Source organism: Adonisia turfae CCMR0081 (assembly GCF_011009555.1).
GTDB lineage: Bacteria > Cyanobacteriota > Cyanobacteriia > Phormidesmidales > Phormidesmidaceae > Leptothoe > Leptothoe turfae.
This window is the reverse complement of sequence record NZ_QXHD01000004.1, coordinates 4,974,818-4,991,239: the sequence shown is the minus strand read 5'-3', so window position 1 is coordinate 4,991,239 and position 16,422 is coordinate 4,974,818. Positions and strand designations below refer to the sequence as shown.

The 16,422-nt window shown below is 47.0% G+C and carries 14 protein-coding genes; 5 read left to right on the top strand and 9 right to left on the bottom strand.

The genetic code is table 11. The features are described from left to right. Positions 1-56: 56 nt before the first annotated feature. Positions 57-740, bottom strand: coding sequence for a glycerophosphoryl diester phosphodiesterase membrane domain-containing protein (locus DXZ20_RS25400; protein WP_163701845.1), 684 nt, complete (start codon positions 738-740; stop codon positions 57-59). A gap of 186 nt (positions 741-926) precedes the next feature. Further along, positions 927-2,006, bottom strand: a complete 1,080-nt coding sequence (locus DXZ20_RS25395; RefSeq protein ID WP_250565923.1) for a mannose-1-phosphate guanylyltransferase — start codon at positions 2,004-2,006, stop codon at positions 927-929. 360 nt (positions 2,007-2,366) lie between these two features. Here DXZ20_RS25395 and DXZ20_RS25390 point away from each other — a divergent pair, with 360 nt between their 5' ends. Next, a complete protein-coding gene (locus tag DXZ20_RS25390) occupies positions 2,367-3,713 on the top strand; it encodes an LCP family protein (RefSeq protein ID WP_250564675.1) in 1,347 nt (448 codons plus the stop codon). 164 nt (positions 3,714-3,877) lie between these two features. On the opposite strand, the gene DXZ20_RS25385 is transcribed toward DXZ20_RS25390, so the two are convergent. From DXZ20_RS25385 to glnA, 3 genes are all read right to left on the bottom strand, one after another. Beyond that, positions 3,878-4,576, bottom strand: coding sequence for a GDSL-type esterase/lipase family protein (locus tag DXZ20_RS25385; protein ID WP_163701841.1), 699 nt, complete (start codon positions 4,574-4,576; stop codon positions 3,878-3,880). Positions 4,577-4,806: 230 nt separating this feature from the next. Then, positions 4,807-5,007 (bottom strand): glutamine synthetase inactivation factor IF7A, encoded by a 201-nt coding sequence (gene gifA / locus DXZ20_RS25380; RefSeq protein ID WP_163659834.1) that lies wholly within the window; start codon positions 5,005-5,007, stop codon positions 4,807-4,809. Positions 5,008-5,261: 254 nt separating this feature from the next. Then, entirely contained in the window at positions 5,262-6,683 is a 1,422-nt protein-coding gene (gene glnA, locus DXZ20_RS25375; protein WP_163659835.1) for a type I glutamate--ammonia ligase, read from the bottom strand. Positions 6,684-7,604: 921 nt separating this feature from the next. Here glnA and apcB point away from each other — a divergent pair. Together apcB and DXZ20_RS25365 are read left to right on the top strand one after the other, a co-directional pair. Continuing rightward, a complete protein-coding gene (gene apcB / locus DXZ20_RS25370; protein WP_163701839.1) occupies positions 7,605-8,114 on the top strand; it encodes an allophycocyanin subunit beta in 510 nt (169 codons plus the stop codon). 65 nt (positions 8,115-8,179) lie between these two features. Beyond that, complete coding sequence (locus DXZ20_RS25365; protein WP_163701837.1) at positions 8,180-9,424, top strand: FGGY-family carbohydrate kinase; 1,245 nt, start codon at positions 8,180-8,182, stop codon at positions 9,422-9,424. Positions 9,425-9,484: 60 nt separating this feature from the next. Here the strand turns inward: DXZ20_RS25365 and petG are convergent, their stop codons facing one another. Continuing rightward, a complete protein-coding gene (petG, locus tag DXZ20_RS25360) occupies positions 9,485-9,598 on the bottom strand; it encodes a cytochrome b6-f complex subunit V (protein WP_006516887.1) in 114 nt (37 codons plus the stop codon). A gap of 291 nt (positions 9,599-9,889) precedes the next feature. Between petG and DXZ20_RS25355 the strand changes: the two genes are divergently transcribed. Continuing rightward, entirely contained in the window at positions 9,890-10,300 is a 411-nt protein-coding gene (locus DXZ20_RS25355) for a c-type cytochrome (RefSeq protein WP_225920325.1), read from the top strand. Between the two features lie 12 nt (positions 10,301-10,312). Here DXZ20_RS25355 and DXZ20_RS25350 read toward each other — a convergent pair whose 3' ends face one another. Further along, a complete protein-coding gene (locus DXZ20_RS25350; RefSeq protein ID WP_163701836.1) occupies positions 10,313-11,374 on the bottom strand; it encodes a D-alanine--D-alanine ligase family protein in 1,062 nt (353 codons plus the stop codon). A gap of 1,133 nt (positions 11,375-12,507) precedes the next feature. On the opposite strand from DXZ20_RS25350, the gene DXZ20_RS25345 reads away from it, so the two are divergent. Then, positions 12,508-12,846, top strand: a complete 339-nt coding sequence (locus tag DXZ20_RS25345; RefSeq protein WP_163701834.1) for a hypothetical protein — start codon at positions 12,508-12,510, stop codon at positions 12,844-12,846. A 144-nt stretch (positions 12,847-12,990) separates the two neighbouring features. On the opposite strand, the gene DXZ20_RS25340 is transcribed toward DXZ20_RS25345, so the two are convergent. Both DXZ20_RS25340 and DXZ20_RS25335 read right to left on the bottom strand, forming a co-directional pair. Next, positions 12,991-14,859 (bottom strand): TolC family protein, encoded by a 1,869-nt coding sequence (locus tag DXZ20_RS25340; RefSeq protein WP_163701832.1) that lies wholly within the window; start codon positions 14,857-14,859, stop codon positions 12,991-12,993. A gap of 191 nt (positions 14,860-15,050) precedes the next feature. Continuing rightward, entirely contained in the window at positions 15,051-16,412 is a 1,362-nt protein-coding gene (locus DXZ20_RS25335; RefSeq protein WP_163701830.1) for a TIGR03279 family radical SAM protein, read from the bottom strand. Positions 16,413-16,422: the final 10 nt, after the last annotated feature.

Genomic DNA, 16,422 nt, shown 5'->3' with positions numbered 1-16,422 from the left:
AATAGTTTCAGGATCCAACTTTACCTGAAGCAATATTAATCAATTAATCAGAGTGATCAAGCACTCGCGGGATTCGCACCATCAGCGTCTAAAGCCGCTTCACCTTTAAGCACTTTATAGACCATGAGCAATGCCATAACGATGGGAGGCGTGATCACCAGCCCCAGCAAATTGGACACAATGGTGGCACCCCAGGGCAAGGCGGCACCCACAATAGCGCTAACAATAAACAGTGGAATCACCAAGGCAAGCGTAATCACAAAAACAGCCCAGAAGATTTTCCACCATTTTCCTTGGGTTAGCTCCCAGCTGGCTGATAACGCCTCGGTTGGTGACTTATTTTCCAAGACAACAGCGTATTGGGTCGAAAATAGTCGTACAGAGAGGTAAATGCCTGGAATCAATAGCAATACAAATGCTGGGATTAAAATTACGACTAATAGCAGTGACGTCAGAATTAGATTGCTAGCCTTTCTCCAGGCCATGGCCACCGCTTCACTCAGATCCGTTGTCTGGCCTGTTAAACAGCGATTAACCAGAATAATCATGGCTCCACCTAAAATAGGCGCAACCAAAATTGCATATATTACATTGAGCATGCCTTGAAGCATCACATTCCGAACCAGAACAGAAATGAGTACACCAGGCAACGCCAGCAGCAAAACTGGCACAAACACAGGGCCTACCCGCTGAAACGTATCCCGAAGAATTTCTACAGGTTTGAGATTTGTGGCTGTCATAAAACCTCTTAATAGCTAGCAATGAACTCTCTGAATGGTTTAAGGTTAATGCTTTCAACCTTTTTCACTGACTATCGCTTCTTAAAATGCAATAAAGCTCCAACCAAAACGGATGGAGCTTTATAAAGCATCTGTAGCTATATAAGTTAAGCTAATGAGTTAGCCTGGCTGGCTATGACCTATGCCTTAAAGGAAATGATGGAATTTCTGCTCTTGTCCAAGGGCTTTCACCGCTTTTTTGATGTCTTGGGTGCGGTCTTTTTTAACAATGAGGGTGGCTTTACCATCACGCACAATCACTACATCCTCTAAACCAATGGTGACCACTACTTCGTCTTCCGAAGAAGAGTAAACAATGCAGCCATTGGTATCGTGGGCCTGGTGCTGACACATGTCCACATTTTCAGCATCCCCCTTCATCAGACGCTCGATGGCATTCCAGTCCCCCAGGTCATCCCAACCAAAGTTGGCAGGCATTACATAGGCTTTCTGGGTTTTTTCCATTACTGCGTAGTCAATGCTGAGCTTCTCCAGTTCAGCATAGGCATCGACACCTTTAGACATCAGCGGTCCCATGAGCTCAGGCGAATAGGTCTTGAGCTCGTTAATCATTACCCCTGCCGGGAAAATGAACATGCCGCTGTTCCAGCTGTAGCGCCCACTCGCCAGAAACTCTTCGGCTACGCTACGCTCAGGCTTTTCTGTAAAGCGACTCACACGGTAAGCGGCTAACTCACCATATTGACCCGCATCATCGCCCTGCTCAATATAGCCGTATCCCGTGGATGGGAACGTGGGCTGAATCCCTAGTGTGGCAATGGCTTGCTGGCTCAGAGCCAAGTCAGCTGCGGCACGAATTGTGGCACGAAACTTGGGTTCGTCAGTGATGTAGTGATCGGCCGGGAAAAAACATGCGATCGCATCCTCCCCATGGCGCTTAGCCACTTCCAAAGTTGCCCAGGCCACAGCCGGTGCTGTATCACGGCCTTGGGGTTCCACCAAAATATTGTCCTCAGGCAGTTCAGGCAGCTGCTGTTTGACACCATCCGCCAAATGAGACGCTGTAATCACCCAAATTGCATCCCAGCCACCGGACAAAGGCAATAAACGATCCGCCGTAGACTGCATCAAACTGCGACCACTACCGTCTAAACATAAAAACTGTTTGGGGTTCTTCAGACGACTAACCGGCCAAAAACGCTCACCTTTACCGCCAGCTAAAATAATTGGCACTAACTTTGGAGTTGGGTTCATAGGTTGTGTCATTGTTTACTTAATAAAGTTAAATTACGGCGTTAAAATGGTGTGTCCTTATAGAATTCTGAACAATATTAGCGATTCCCCAAAACGCGAAGCATAGAAACAGCTTAATATTGGTTAACTTCTCACTAATGTGTGGAACACATCAAACGTCCATAGCCCCATCCCCATAGACACACCAGCAAACACAACTGTTTCTACACCTGAGAAATCCATAAACAAACATGCTGTTTGGATGATAATCCGCAAATCACGTCCAATCGCGTTCTGACTCTCGATTGAAGAGTGCGTAGTTTGTTTCTAGGGATCACCATTCATTCTTTGCTAGGCATCCCCCGCCTGTCCGGGCATTCTAATAAATACCCTATGTCTCCCTCTCCATCGTCTCAGTCCGACTCCACGACTTCATCCGATATACCTCAGCATCGTTCATTTCTAGGTAACGCCCTCAGAGTTTTTGCCTGGACTGGCATTTTTGGAACAACAGCAGTGGTATCTGCAGCGGCTGGGGCAGCTTTTATATTGACTGTGCCTCTACCTAAGGGTTTGGGAGAAGAAACGGCCACACCGCCATTGAGCGATCTATGGCAATCAGGTTTCCGCTATCAGGTATCCCGTCCAGTGACGCTCCTAATAATGGGACTCGACGAGGCTACTGATATTGATGGAGCAGTACCCACTGACTTGGTGGGTCGTACTGACACAATGCTACTTGCCCGGATCAACCCAGAGGCAGAAACCATTAATGTCATGTCAATTCCACGGGACACCCGTGTGGAAATTCCAGGCTATGGCATTGACAAAATTAATCAAGCCAATGTGGAAGGTGGAGCAGAACTCGCTGCTCAAACCGTCAGCTATAACTTCAACGAGGTTGAGATTGACCGCTATGTCAGGGTCAGCACGGCTGCCTTTCGTGAAATTGTCGATTTAATCGGTGGCGTCGAAGTCTTTGTCCCCAAACGAATGCAATATGAGGATAAAACTCAAGGGCTAGTAATTGATTTAGAACCTGGTTGGCAAACCCTTAATGGCGATGAGGCTGAACAATTTGCTCGATTTCGTCAGGATAACTTGGGGGATATTGGGCGGGTACAACGGCAGCAAATTTTGCTAAAGGCTTTGCGCGATCGCATGATCAATCCCAAGGTCATTACCCAATTGCCACAAATTGTTCGCATTCTGCAAAGCCATATCGATACAAATCTATCTACCGAAGAAATTCTGGCGTTAGCAGGTTTTGGACTACAGCTTGACCGAGAAAATCTCAACATGGTGATGCTGCCAGGTCGCTTTAGCAGCCCAACTGAATATAGGGCAAGCTATTGGATTGCTGACACCAATAATACGAATGAGGTCATGCAGAAGTTCTTCGATGCAGAACCCGATGCCCTTCTAGCTACCGATACACCTCGCCGTTCTATTAGTCGCCTCCGCATCGCTGTTCAAAATGCATCAAGGGAGCCATATATGGGTCAAGCCGTGGCCGATCATCTACGCAATGAAGGCTTCCGAAATGTTTACCTGATTGCAGATTGGCCTGATTTCCAGCATCAAACAACGGTGATTGCCCAACGGGGTGACATTGACGGTGCTGGCTTTTTAGAGGCCGTCCTGGGAGCTGGTAAAGTCGTTGCTGACTCCACAGGTGATCTAGACTCCGATATCACCATCCGCGTTGGCGATGACTGGACAGAGCAGCTGATTCAGTGATATGAGCACTGCCCATGGTTACCCATAAGTCTTCCAGAACAGTATTTTCAAGCACCGTTCTTCACACAATGCTCACCACACTTGTATTAGCAACTGTGCTGGCTTGTCTTTGGGTACTTTTAGCAGCAACACCAGCTCAGTGATGCCAGGTTAAGCCTCAAATCTTAGACTAAGGCTTGCATCAATGGCTCCCATACTGAAATTTCCTGCATAAGCGTACGATATCCCAATACGTTAGGATGCAAGCCATCTTCACACAGGCGTTCGTTACACCAAGCTTGGCCCTGGGATTGCCACCGTTGAAAAAGATCTAGATAGGGAATCTGTCGTGCTGCGCAAGCATGACGAGTGATTTGGTTGTAATGGATTTGGTCACTATTTGAAAAGTGAAGGATATCTGCATAGGGCATCGCAGCCTCATTCACAGGAATCATGCCCACAAAAAATGTGGGGCATAACTGCGTAGCTTGATCAAGTAATCCGTAAAGTTCTTGAGTAAAGGCAACCCGATCCATGATGGGGCGTCCTATAGACCGTCCTATGCGTGCACTATCATTTAAGCCTACGGAGAGCACCAAAATATCAGGCACTCGACGGCGCAGCTCACCGCGCAGCTTAAACTCCCCGTCTAACCGTCTAGCTACACGCTGTACACCATCGCCTCGCACGCCCAGGTTATAGATAATGGGTCCTGGCTGTGATGGATCCATCCATTGACGACGCAAGCGCTCAACCCAACCGCCACCTTCGATATCACCGTAACCGTAAATCAGGCTATCGCCGATAACAACTACTTTTTTAGGATGAGCGGACTTAGCCTGACCATTGCGGGACTCGGCAGCACGAGAAGTAAGAGCAGCCATAAACCTTTTAACCGAAGAAGCAACGGAATAACAAAACTTGTGACACTAACCCTAAAGACTAAGTCAATACATCTAGCTCCCTGCAAATTAACATTTTGTACCGCTTAGTTTCAAATCTTTACGCCTAGATCTAAGTTTAATAGTTTTTTGTGATGCCATAAGACATCAGTGGGCGGGGGATGCGATCGCATCCCCCGCCCACTGATGTCTTATGGCAATTAGCTCAGTGTTTAACTCATAGCAGCATTACTACGACCATAGGTATGCTGCACATCATACCTAGGCTTACCTTGAATGCGACTGCCCCCACCAATTGAATCCATTGGCATACCAACATCCACGGCAGCACGACTCAGCAAAGAACGTTGACGATTAGTAACAGCATGGCGGTTGCTAACGATGCGCAGCCTAGCAGATTCTTGAATAGACATATCTATTGAACTCCTACAAAAGTACAGCAAAGGCACCGTTGTAGTGCCATGGACTCTTTTCAGTTTTAATTATAGCCAAAAAAACCGTATCAATTGATACGGTTTTAAATTTATTTTTAAACAAATGCTAATCTTATTTCAAATAAAGATTGGTTTTACTCAATAATCTATTGGCTACTGCCATAAAAAAACGCCAGTCCAGAGACTGGCGTCAGACCAAAAGCGATCGCTAATCAAAAGTCATTCAAAACAGATTAGCAATCATAGTAGAGGGCTAACTCATAGGGGTGAGGACGAATATCCATTGGAATTACTTCAGTATCCAATTTGTAAGAGATCCAGTTTTGGATAAAGTCCTCGGTGAACACGCCACCTTGAGTCAAGAAAGCATGATCGCTCTCTAAGGCAGATAGGGCTTCTTTTAGGGAAGCAGGAGTGGATGCAATCTTAGCCAACTCCTCAGGGCTGAGCTCATAAATATCCTGATCGATAGGCTCAGGAGGCTCAATCTTGTTCTTAATACCATCAATACCAGCACACAGCATTGCAGCAAAGGCAAGATAAGGATTCGCAGTGGGGTCAGGACAGCGGAACTCCAAACGCTTAGCCTTAGGATTATCACCAGACAACGGAATCCGAACAGCAGCGGAACGATTACCGTTTGAGTAAACCAAGTTTACAGGGGCCTCAAAACCAGGAACCAGGCGCTTGTAAGAGTTAGTACTGGGGTTAGTAAATGCCAGTAGTGCAGGGGCATGCTTAAGAATACCGCCAATGTAATAGGTAGCGAGTTCGCTCAAGCCAGCGTACTTATCGCCTGCCATCAAAGGCTGTCCATCTTTCCAGATGGACTGGTGCGTGTGCATACCAGAACCATTGTCCTCAAAGAGAGGCTTGGGCATAAAGGTAACGGTCTTACCGTACTTCTTGGCAACGTTCTTAATGCAATATTTATAGGTCATCAACCAGTCAGCCGCTTGGATCATCTCACCAAAACGGAAACCTAGTTCGCACTGACCACCAGTGGCCACTTCATGGTGATGCTTCTCAATGGGCACACCACAATCAGCCATGGTTAACAGCATCTCAGTACGCATATCCTGAGATGTATCAGTGGGAGACACGGGGAAATAACCACCCTTGTAGTTGGGCTTATACCCCAGGTTGCCACCTTCCTCTTCGCGACCAGTATTCCAACGGCCCTCAACGGTGTCTACGTGATAGTAGCTAGAGTTAGATGTGGTATCGAAACGCACATCATCAAAGATGAAAAATTCTGCTTCAGGGCCAAAGTATGCGGTATCGCCAATACCAGTTGCATTCAGATAGTCCAAAGCTTTCTGAGCGATAACGCGGGGGCAACGATCATACCATTCACCAGTACGAGGCTCTTTAATAGAACACACAAGACTGAGGGTAGGCTCTTTCATAAAAGGGTCGATCCAGGCTGTTGCAGGATCTGGAACCATAGACATGTCCGACTCATTAATTGCCTTCCACCCCCGGATACTGGATCCGTCAAAAGCCACTCCGTCGGTAAAGCTACTCTCATCAATCTGGCTACGATGCACCGTAAGGTGTTGCCAGATACCAGGCAAATCAATGAACTTCAGATCAATCATCTGAATGTCCTGATCATTGATCATCTGCAAAACTTCTGCGGCGGTTTGAGCCATGGATCACTCCTTTCTATGCATTCAACTAGAGCCGTTTTCACAAATATCGTCGCTAAGCGGAGGTATGCCTTGCTGAGAATATCCAGAGATTAGTAATATCCCCAAGCTCGACTCAAACCAAGCCAGCAACACCAGGAAAATCTGAGGGTAATGTAGGCGCTTTGCAGCACGGACAGGCCAACCTGTGTAACGACCAAAACATTAAAAAATGAGTGTAACGAAAAATGTATGCCTGTTAGAAGTTTTCTATATCCCTTAACAGTGGCAAGCATATTATTTGCACTCGGGCCATACGACTATGTCACCCAGAGACGCTCACTCATCCCCATACAACCTCTGAACCTGGCTATGATCCAAAGGTTTAGTAACACCCATAAACAGATCTACTGGGTTAAAGCATGCATTAGTGCCTACTTTAACCAGGCATGGATAATCCTAAGAACTGTAATACCGAGCAATTGTATCTTTTGTTACAAATTCAAGTTTTCTCAAGCAAACCCATGGAAGATTGGGATGTTTCCGTCTCATTTTTGAGAGGTGAACTGACATCAGAGTTATTCAGATGCCCCTAAAATGGTGTCTAAGCATGCCATAAAATGTTGCGAAAGATTGCGGATTGTAAAAAATACGCAGGTCAATCCCCTTCTCCATTGAGTCGATTGCCTGGGGTTTAATCCACCGTGGTAGACTAAGTTTTGGTACTCAAGTGTCGGTAATCGTTGTCGCTGAACGGGTTTCAGGATTTACATGGCAGCGGCAAGGCACTTGTAACTACCTTAACAAGCGGTTGGATAGCCCTTGCGCTTGTTCTCATATTTGGGTCATACCATGGTCTGTATGAGGACTTTCACTCCAAGCTTGGTTACAAATTCTTGCTCTAGTTTTTGAGTCGCACATTAATCGCACTGGGAGAAAGGTTTCATGCGGGATACGGTGACGGGTTTAATCAGCACCTACGACATCACAGGTCGGTACCTCGATCGCGACGCCCTCGATTCTCTAAAGAGTTATTTTGACAGTGGCTCTGATCGGGTTAAAGCCGCTGCTTATATCAGTGCAAATGCATCTGGCCTGGTAAAGGCGACAGGAGCTGAACTGTTTGAGCGGATACCTGAATTGATTCGCCCCGGCGGCAATGCTTACACCACTAGGCGCTATGCCGCTTGCTTACGCGACTTGGACTATTACCTGCGCTACAGCAGCTATGCGCTGGTAGCAGGCAACTGTGATGTCCTCACTGAGCGCGTTCTCAACGGTCTGCGTGAAACTTACAACTCTTTGGAAGTGCCCGTTGGCCCAACGGTCATTGGTATTCAAATCATGAAAGATGTCCTGAAGGAGCAACTAACGGCCCAGGGCATTAGTGACACTTCATTTGTGGATGCTCCCTTTGAGCATTTAAGCCGTGAGTTGGGTGAAGTGAGCGTTTAATTCCACCTAAGATCAATAGTTTTGAAAAGAGGTGCTCATTCGGGTACCTCTTTTTTTGCGTGCTTATGAACTACCTAGGAATTGACTTTGGCACTTCGGGCGCACGGGCGATCGCAATCGATGCCGATGGGCAGATTGTCGGCGAAGGTCGCTGTCAGTATCCTACTCCAGAGCCAAATGCGAAGGGATGGGAGCAAACACTATGGGCGTTGATTGACCAAATCCCCCAGGCTATTCGCCAACACACGAGCGCGATCTCAATTGATGGCACCTCGGCCACCGTTCTCCTGTGCGATCGCAACCATATCCCCCTAGTGCCGCCATTGCTCTACAACGATACTCGTGGTGGTACTCCTGCCATTGCACCTACCCATAGCCCAGCCCACAGCACCACCTCCAGCCTGGCCAAAGCCCTATGGTGGAAAAATAATTTACCGGCTAATATTTTGGCCAATGCTCGTTACCTGGTGCATCAAGCAGATTGGCTCAGTAGTCTGCTCCATGGTCAACCGGGTATCAGCGACTATAACAATGCCCTCAAGCTAGGCTATGACCCACAGACTCTCAGTTATCCCGACTGGCTACTGAGCGTAGAGATCAGTCCATGGTTACCCAACGTTTTAGCGCCTGGGGATGCGATCGCACCCATTCAGCCTCAACTGACTCAGCGGTTTAACCTGCCGAAAAACTGCATGATCAAAGCGGGCACTACTGACAGTATTGCCGCCTTTTTAGCCAGTGGTGCCAGCACCCCAGGAGACGCTGTAACCTCCCTTGGCTCTACGCTGGTGATTAAACTGTTAAGCCCCGTTGCCATTAATGACACCCAAAGTGGTGTATACAGCCATCGGCTCGGTCAACAATGGTTAGTGGGAGGTGCATCCAATACAGGGGGAGCTGTATTACGTCACCACTTTAGTGATGACGAACTTGGCTCAATCAGCCAACGTATTCACACCGAAATCCCTAGCGGACTTGACTACTATCCATTACTCACCGCTGGGGAACGATTCCCCATCAGCGATCCTCACCTGCCACCTCGCTTGACTCCCCGTCCCAGCGATCCGGTACGGTTTCTCCACGGATTATTAGAAGGCATAGCTCACATCGAAGCCTTAGGCTATCAAAAGCTGATTACCCTGGGTGGAGGTCCAGTACACCGCATTTATACAGCGGGAGGAGGAGCACAAAACCTGACCTGGCAAACATTAAGGGCAAAAGCCTTAGGCATTCCCCTGGTTTCTTCGCTACACAGTGAAGCCGCCTATGGAACTGCACGCCTCGCCGCTAACCTAGTCGCAAAAGCCTGAACGAAAAAAGCCAGCGTTTTTAGAAACGCTGGCTTCGCAAAAGTTCTTACCAATCAAAATCTAAAAGTTGAGCTGATCACCCCGGCGATACTGCATGTAAGCCGCTACAAACAAACCGGCCAATGTTACCGGAATTAGGCCCAAAACAATTCCTAACAGCAAAGGTTCAATCACGCCGTATTTCCTCAATGACTTACAGAGCTCATAGAAGCAGCACTACACATTACTTCTTCTACCTTTATATTAAGACATTCCCTTAATTGATCCTAGTCCCTTGGTCAGGCCTAGCCAGATCCCGTGACGATGTCTGCTGGTAAATGCGCAAGATTAAGCTTGATAAATCTATAGCTTAATCAAAGCTATAGATTTGATCTTCATTTTCCAGCCAAAACAACTTGCACTGGCTCCTGAGAAAACTTTAAACTATGTATCATATGCGTAATGACAAAGTGTTACGTTCTGCTTGTGACCCAAAAAACAGTCGATAGCCCATCTCTTCCCCAGACAACCGTAGCCAACTCGGACAATCGGCTGTTGGTCCAGTTTGTATTGGCGGCAACAACAATTTTATTGTGCGTCATTTTGATTATTTGGGGAATTCATAGGGTACAAGTATCCGATCCGTACGTACATGACGTCTTAGCCTCCACAGGAGATCTCGAACGTGGGCAACAGTTATTTTGGCAAAATTGTGCCACCTGCCATGGATTAGAAGGAACTGGAGAAGTTGGACCAGATTTACAGCATGTCTCTGAGCGTAAATCACAGGTAGCACTCATCCAGCAGGTTATTAGTGGTAAAACTCCACCTATGCCACAGTTTCAACCAAATACTCAGGATATGGCCGACCTACTCGTATTTTTAGAAAGCTTATAGGACGGGGTCGCTCTAGGATTTACGCGCTGTGCGCTCTAAACCCAACTGAATTAATCGATCAACCAACTGATCAAACTCCACACCGGCAGCTTTCCATAACATGGGGTACATGCTGGTAGCTGTAAACCCTGGGAATGTGTTGATTTCATTGATCAAGACTTCGCCTGTGTCTTCAAGATAGAAAAAATCTACCCGTGATAGACCGGCACCATCAATTGCCTGGAACGCTTTCATGGCCTGTTCTTGAATCGCTGTCACAATATCGGCTGGCAGTGATGCAGGAATGGCTAAATCAGCCTGGCCACTCGTGTATTTTGTTTCATAGTCGTAGAAATCTGCATCAAAGCTAATTTCACCAATGACCGAGGCTTTCGGATTGTCATTTCCCAAAATGGCACATTCAACTTCACGGGCTACAACACCCGCCTCAACAATGATGCGACGGTCATAGCTGGCCGCATTATCCAGAGCCGCTTCTAGATCTTGGCGATCTTTTACTTTAGCAATACCAACGGACGACCCCAAGTTGGCAGGCTTAACAAAACATGGATACCCCAGAGTAAGCTCGATATCGTCGCACAGCTTTGGGAAAACACAGGGGTTGGAATAGACTTGCGATCGCAAAACTTCCATATACTTCACCTGAGGCAACCCTACCTGAGCAAACGCAGACTTCATGGCGAGTTTGTCCATACCCACAGCTGACGCTAAGACGCCACAACCGACATAGGGCATTTGCATCAATTCAAATAGGCCCTGAATCGTGCCATCTTCACCACTGGGCCCATGGAGTACAGGAAACCAAATATCAATATTGGCTACCTGTGTCGGTATACGCTCCGTTGCTAAAACTTCTTGATCATCAGCTACTAGTAGTGGACTACCCGACTTCAGAACATCGTAGGCATCCATCACCCAAGCGCCATCCTTACGAATGTAAACCGGCACCACGTCATACTTCTCAGCATTACTTTTCAACTCTAGCCCTCGAGCAATTGCTTGGGCTGAGAAAATAGACACCTCGTGCTCACCTGAGCATCCACCAAACAATAAGCCTACGCGCATCTTTGCCATTAAGTGAGGCTCCTTTTTATCTCAAAAGGACGTTATTCTGATTTATCAATAAACCGAGCTACAACGAACGCTATTTACGTAAGGCTAAATAAAAAGTTGCTGTGCCCGAGGATCAGAAACGCCAAAATCCTATTAAGGGGTTAGCCTATCACAGACTCAACCTACCCATTAGGCAATCTCGATACTCCGTGGCTATCAGCCAATTACAAAAAACTCCCAAGCCCCAAAAGGGCTCAGGAGTCAGACATCAGGGTGCATCTACCAACTAACTGTCCACACAACTCCTACCGACTTCCGGACAGAATAAAACATCAGTTTTATTTACCAGTGAGACCTCACAATTTGAGCACAAATAATGGTGCTAACATCTCGCTGCTAAAAAATTAGCAAAAAAAACTCCCAGGCCCAAAAAGGGCTTAGGAGTCAGACATCAGGGTGCATCTACCAGCTAACTGTCCATGCCATTACTCCCTACTTCCGGACAGAATAAAGATCAATTTTTATTTACAACTTAAGTAGTAGAAATTTGGATCCATCTTTGATCAATTGATAGCACTAAAATCTAGATTTCAGGCAATAAAAAAACTCCCAAACCCCAGAAGGGCTCAGGAGTCAGACATCAGGGTGCATCTACCAGCTAACTGTCCATGCCATTACTCCCTACTTCCGGACAGAACAAAATCAAATTGCATTTACAACTGAATCTTCTTTTTAAACGTCATATCTAATTAAGTAATTGAGTTGATCAAAAATAAACTCCTAAGCCCCACAAGGATTCATAGGTTAGGCATCAGGATACATCTACCAGCGAACTGTCAATACTATTCTTCCCCGCTACCGGACACAATAGAATCAAGTTTTACTAGCAACCTGGCCCTCATTATTTGGTAAGAAGTAGCAGCATTAATTAGCAAAAAAAAGCTCCCAAGTCCCAGAAGGGCTCAGGAGTTAGACATCAGGGTGCATCTACCAGCTAATTGTCCATGTCATCCCCCCTGACGTCCGGACAGAACTCAAAATCAGCTTCTTTTTCCGTCCTTACCATAAGAAAGCATCAAGATTTTAGCGACCCCGTGTCAAAAACAACATGACCAGAGATAATGCGATTAAACCTTTGACCTTACTCAGGATCTGTGAAATATTTTTTTCTGTCCGACGGCTGGACAACTGGCAGAGTATGGGAGTTTGGCGGCCTTTGGAATGAAATTGCCTGGCAGCGCAAACCAATTATCAACAAGCTAGGGCTTTACATCGAAGAAGCCACAGAAAAGCTATGGTTATATCAAGTCGAAGAGGATGTACTAATGGTTGAAGTCTTGCCTGAAGATGAGACTGGCAACCCAATTGGCCAAGTTGTTCTGAAACGGCTCATGACCGCTGATCAAGTCATTGAGAAATTATGTGGCGGTGAGATATCAACCACAGACAACTCCAAACTCTCAATGTCCGAACAGCTAAGCTATCCAACTTAGTTGAATAGCTTAGGAATGTCCGTTCAAAGTGAAGGAGTTTGCTGCACTGGTGCTTGGTTAAATATAGCTCAGTGCACTTATCCTTTGGAGATATGCATTTCAGCAGCTTGCTATATCTTGGAGCTGTTAAAACACCTCTAACCGCTATAGCGTAGAACGCAAGTTGCTAACAGCTCTCTGTAATGAGGCGAGCGCTCGGTTATATCCTAAGGCTGCACTGACCCAGTTACCTTCAGCTTCAGTCAATTCAGACTGGGCTGTCAGCACATCTAACTGTGTCCCCACACCCGCATCAAGACGTAAATTAGCCAATTCCAGGGCGGTCGTAGCCTGAGTGATCGCCGTTCTAGCCGTTCTCACATTTTCTTCATTAGAACGTAGCGTGAAATAGGCCTGCTCCACTTCAAAACGGATTTGATCCAGCTGTTCTGAAAACCGTTCTTCAGCAATATCAGCATTGGCTTCTTGTTGACGAGCTCGGGCTCGAGCGGCACCGCCATCCACCAGTAGCCAGTTTAACTGCGCCCCAAAGCTATAGTTATCCGACGAGTCGTCCAACAGATCGCTCCAACTATAGTTAGCAAACAAACTCACCTGTGGGCGAATCGCTGCGCGAGCTGCGCGAGCTTGCTGAGTGCTAATTTCCCGTTGCGCTAACTGCTGCTCTAATTCCACACGGCCTTGGAACGCAAGCAGAATACTATCCTCTAGCGTTAAACTCCAGCGCTCATAGGTTTCTTCCCAGTTATCTGGGGCAGGTACCGGCGTAGCATTAATATTCACCGTAGAGGGGATATTCAGCAGACGCGCCAGGTTACGCCGAGCAATGCGCTGATCTGCTTGGGATTGAATCAGTGCCTGTTGAGCATTGGCTAACTGCACATCTGCCCGCAGCACATCAAAGCGGGTACCTACACCAGCTTGGCGACGCAATTCATTATCCCGCTGGTTCCGCTGTGCTTCTTCCTCAAAGGACCTGTTAATGCGAATCTGTTCACCACTTTCCTGCAAATCATAGTAAAGACTGGTAGTTTGAAGACGAAGCTCTTCGCGACGACGATCAACTTCCAGCTCATTCAAACGGACTTGCTCTTTTGCGGCTCGGACTGAAGCAACTCGCTGGCCTGATGTGAATAGATCATAGTTCACCTGCACTGATGCATTGAGGGTGGTATCAAGCTCATCCTCCCCCACCGTAGTCCCAAAGATTGTTTGCGAATCCGACTCTTGGGCCGTCACATCTGCCGACGTGCTCACGGTGGGAGAAAAAGCAGCCCGCGCTTCCGCCAGGGTGGCCTCAGCCTGCTCCAGCTCTAGCAAAGACGCTTGCAAATCTTGATTATTAAAGTAAGCAAGCTCAATCGCTTCTTCCAGCGAAATTGTTTGCTCGTCACCTTCTTGCAGCAATACTTCCGACTCTAACGTAGGTACAGTTAACGGATTAGGGTCTGCAAGCAATTCTGTAGGTGGCAAATTACTTTCATCTAGCAAGTCATCACTAGATGTAGATTCGGCCTGACCAGTTGCTGGCACAATTTCTTCACTATCGACCGCAGATGGCTGCTCAGCTCCATCACTATCTACAGCTGCGGGGTCTTGTTCTTCATCTAAAGCTGCGGGTTCTGCGGGATCTGCCTCATCAGTAGACGGAATCGTATCCGGAGCAACCTCTTCCTCAGATTCGTCCTGCTCAGACAACTCAGGCAGTTGAGACATTTGGGTTAGCTCTGGCGGTAAAGCAATTCCATGAGCCCTTGACGACTTTACTGAAAACGTCGGTGATGCCGCACTTGCCATCACAGCAGGAGCCAGCATATCTGGGAAAGAATCGGCATGATTACCGCTACTTACTTCAGTCTCCTGCACATCTAACTGAGCTGTGATCAAAGGCAGCGAGGTACCACTTGGATCATCATCAATTAAGACCTTAGCGTGCGCTGGAAGAGGCAGTAGGGACAATGCGCCTCCAAGCACAGCTATGCGGATCAAAAGCGAGTGGTTGATGTATCCCATAGTGTTTGCGTCAGTTGGTAGCTAATAAATTTAGTAAATTCGTACACAAGCTCGTTTTTCAAGCAGCTTACACAGATATACAAGCAATCGAGCCCAAGGCCGCCCATTCATTAAGAAATTCTCATTCAATAGCAATTGAATCAGACTTACAAGCTGACAATCGTCATAATTGAGAGAATTAAAGCTTAGAGCTAATCGGTGCAATCTGGAGTGGCACAGGCCGCTAATAACTCGGTAATATCGTCCACTGGCCAGACAGGACACTGAAGATGATGACTTAGCTCCGATAAGGACAGATCATCTAGGAAATATGTGTTCTCAGGTGTAGCATGCTGTCCCCGCTTCAACATCAAAGACGGCAGTAACACTCCATCCCCTAAGTTGCGTTCCTTTAGCTTTTCTAAAATATCGTAACCCGTCAGTAAGCCAGTAACAGTAATCTCCTGTCCCCAATACTCACTGTTTAGAGCCGCCATAGTAACTGTTAGCCCCCTTACCTGGTTGATTCGTTCCAAAATGGGCTCAAACGCCTTTTCAACAGCGTTACCAACCACCCAGGTTAGATGTTTAGAGGTATTGATAGATTCAGGCAATTTCTGAGCTGCTGCCTCAAACTGCTTCAGAAATAAACGAATAGACCCTACACCGTTGCCAATTTGGGGATAGGCCTCATAGTGAGACTCTGGTGGCAAGCTACGTCGTGCAATTAAAAACCATTCGTCTGCCAGCCAGGCAAATGTAGAGCCCAAGGTGTCTTTGAATTCAGACTGTAGCTGTGTGACCTGCTCAATCACCTCATTAGCTTTAGCGGTGTTGACAGGGATGAGCTCGTCTTCTGTTGGACGAAACTGAGTAAGCCCAACTGGAACAACAGCGGCTGAAGCAACAGCAGGGGTATCACCAACATGAAATTGAGCTAAATCACGCAACGTGCGCTCTAAATGTGGACCATCATTAATGCCAGGACAAACAACCACCTGTGCGTGGATTTGTAGACGGTTCTCTTGAAACCATTTGAGCTGCTCTAAAAGTAAGCCAGCACGAGAATTCTTCAGTAAGCGCTGACGCAGTTCTGGTTCGGTGGCATGGACCGAAACGTACAACGGAGACAAACGCAAACGTGCAATCCGTTCCCATTCTGAGGGAGGCAGATTGGTCAGTGTCAGATAACTACCGTACAGAAAACTAAGGCGATAATCATCATCTTTCAGGTATAAAGTGTCTCGCTTACCAGGAGGTTGCTGGTCAATAAAACAAAAAGGGCAACGATTATTGCACTGGATCAGGTTGTCAAAGAGAGCACTTTCAAATTCCAGGCCCAGATCTTCGTCATACTCCTTTTCAATCTCAACGGTGTGGCTATCCCCGGCGGCGTCTAATACTTCCAGGGTCAACCATTCATCCGAGCAAAGAAATCGATAGTCAATTAAATCACGGGGACGATCACCATTGATCGAAACCAACCGATCGCCAGGCTCAAAGCCAATAGCTTCAGCAATAGAATCACTGAGAACACTGGTAACGACAGCCGGTTGGATAGACGCACTACGCATAAACCATCGG

Coding starts and splice junctions, on each gene's coding strand:
- DXZ20_RS25335 (WP_163701830.1), bottom strand. CDS start 16,412: ATGCGTAGTGCGTCTATCCAACCGGCTGTCGTTACCAGTGTTCTCAGT.
- DXZ20_RS25385 (WP_163701841.1), bottom strand. CDS start 4,576: ATGGCTGCTCTTACTTCTCGTGCTGCCGAGTCCCGCAATGGTCAGGCT.
- DXZ20_RS25365 (WP_163701837.1), top strand. CDS start 8,180: ATGAACTACCTAGGAATTGACTTTGGCACTTCGGGCGCACGGGCGATC.
- DXZ20_RS25390 (WP_250564675.1), top strand. CDS start 2,367: ATGTCTCCCTCTCCATCGTCTCAGTCCGACTCCACGACTTCATCCGAT.
- DXZ20_RS25400 (WP_163701845.1), bottom strand. CDS start 740: ATGACAGCCACAAATCTCAAACCTGTAGAAATTCTTCGGGATACGTTT.
- apcB (WP_163701839.1), top strand. CDS start 7,605: ATGCGGGATACGGTGACGGGTTTAATCAGCACCTACGACATCACAGGT.
- DXZ20_RS25350 (WP_163701836.1), bottom strand. CDS start 11,374: ATGGCAAAGATGCGCGTAGGCTTATTGTTTGGTGGATGCTCAGGTGAG.
- gifA (WP_163659834.1), bottom strand. CDS start 5,007: ATGTCTATTCAAGAATCTGCTAGGCTGCGCATCGTTAGCAACCGCCAT.
- glnA (WP_163659835.1), bottom strand. CDS start 6,683: ATGGCTCAAACCGCCGCAGAAGTTTTGCAGATGATCAATGATCAGGAC.
- DXZ20_RS25395 (WP_250565923.1), bottom strand. CDS start 2,006: ATGACACAACCTATGAACCCAACTCCAAAGTTAGTGCCAATTATTTTA.
- DXZ20_RS25340 (WP_163701832.1), bottom strand. CDS start 14,859: ATGGGATACATCAACCACTCGCTTTTGATCCGCATAGCTGTGCTTGGA.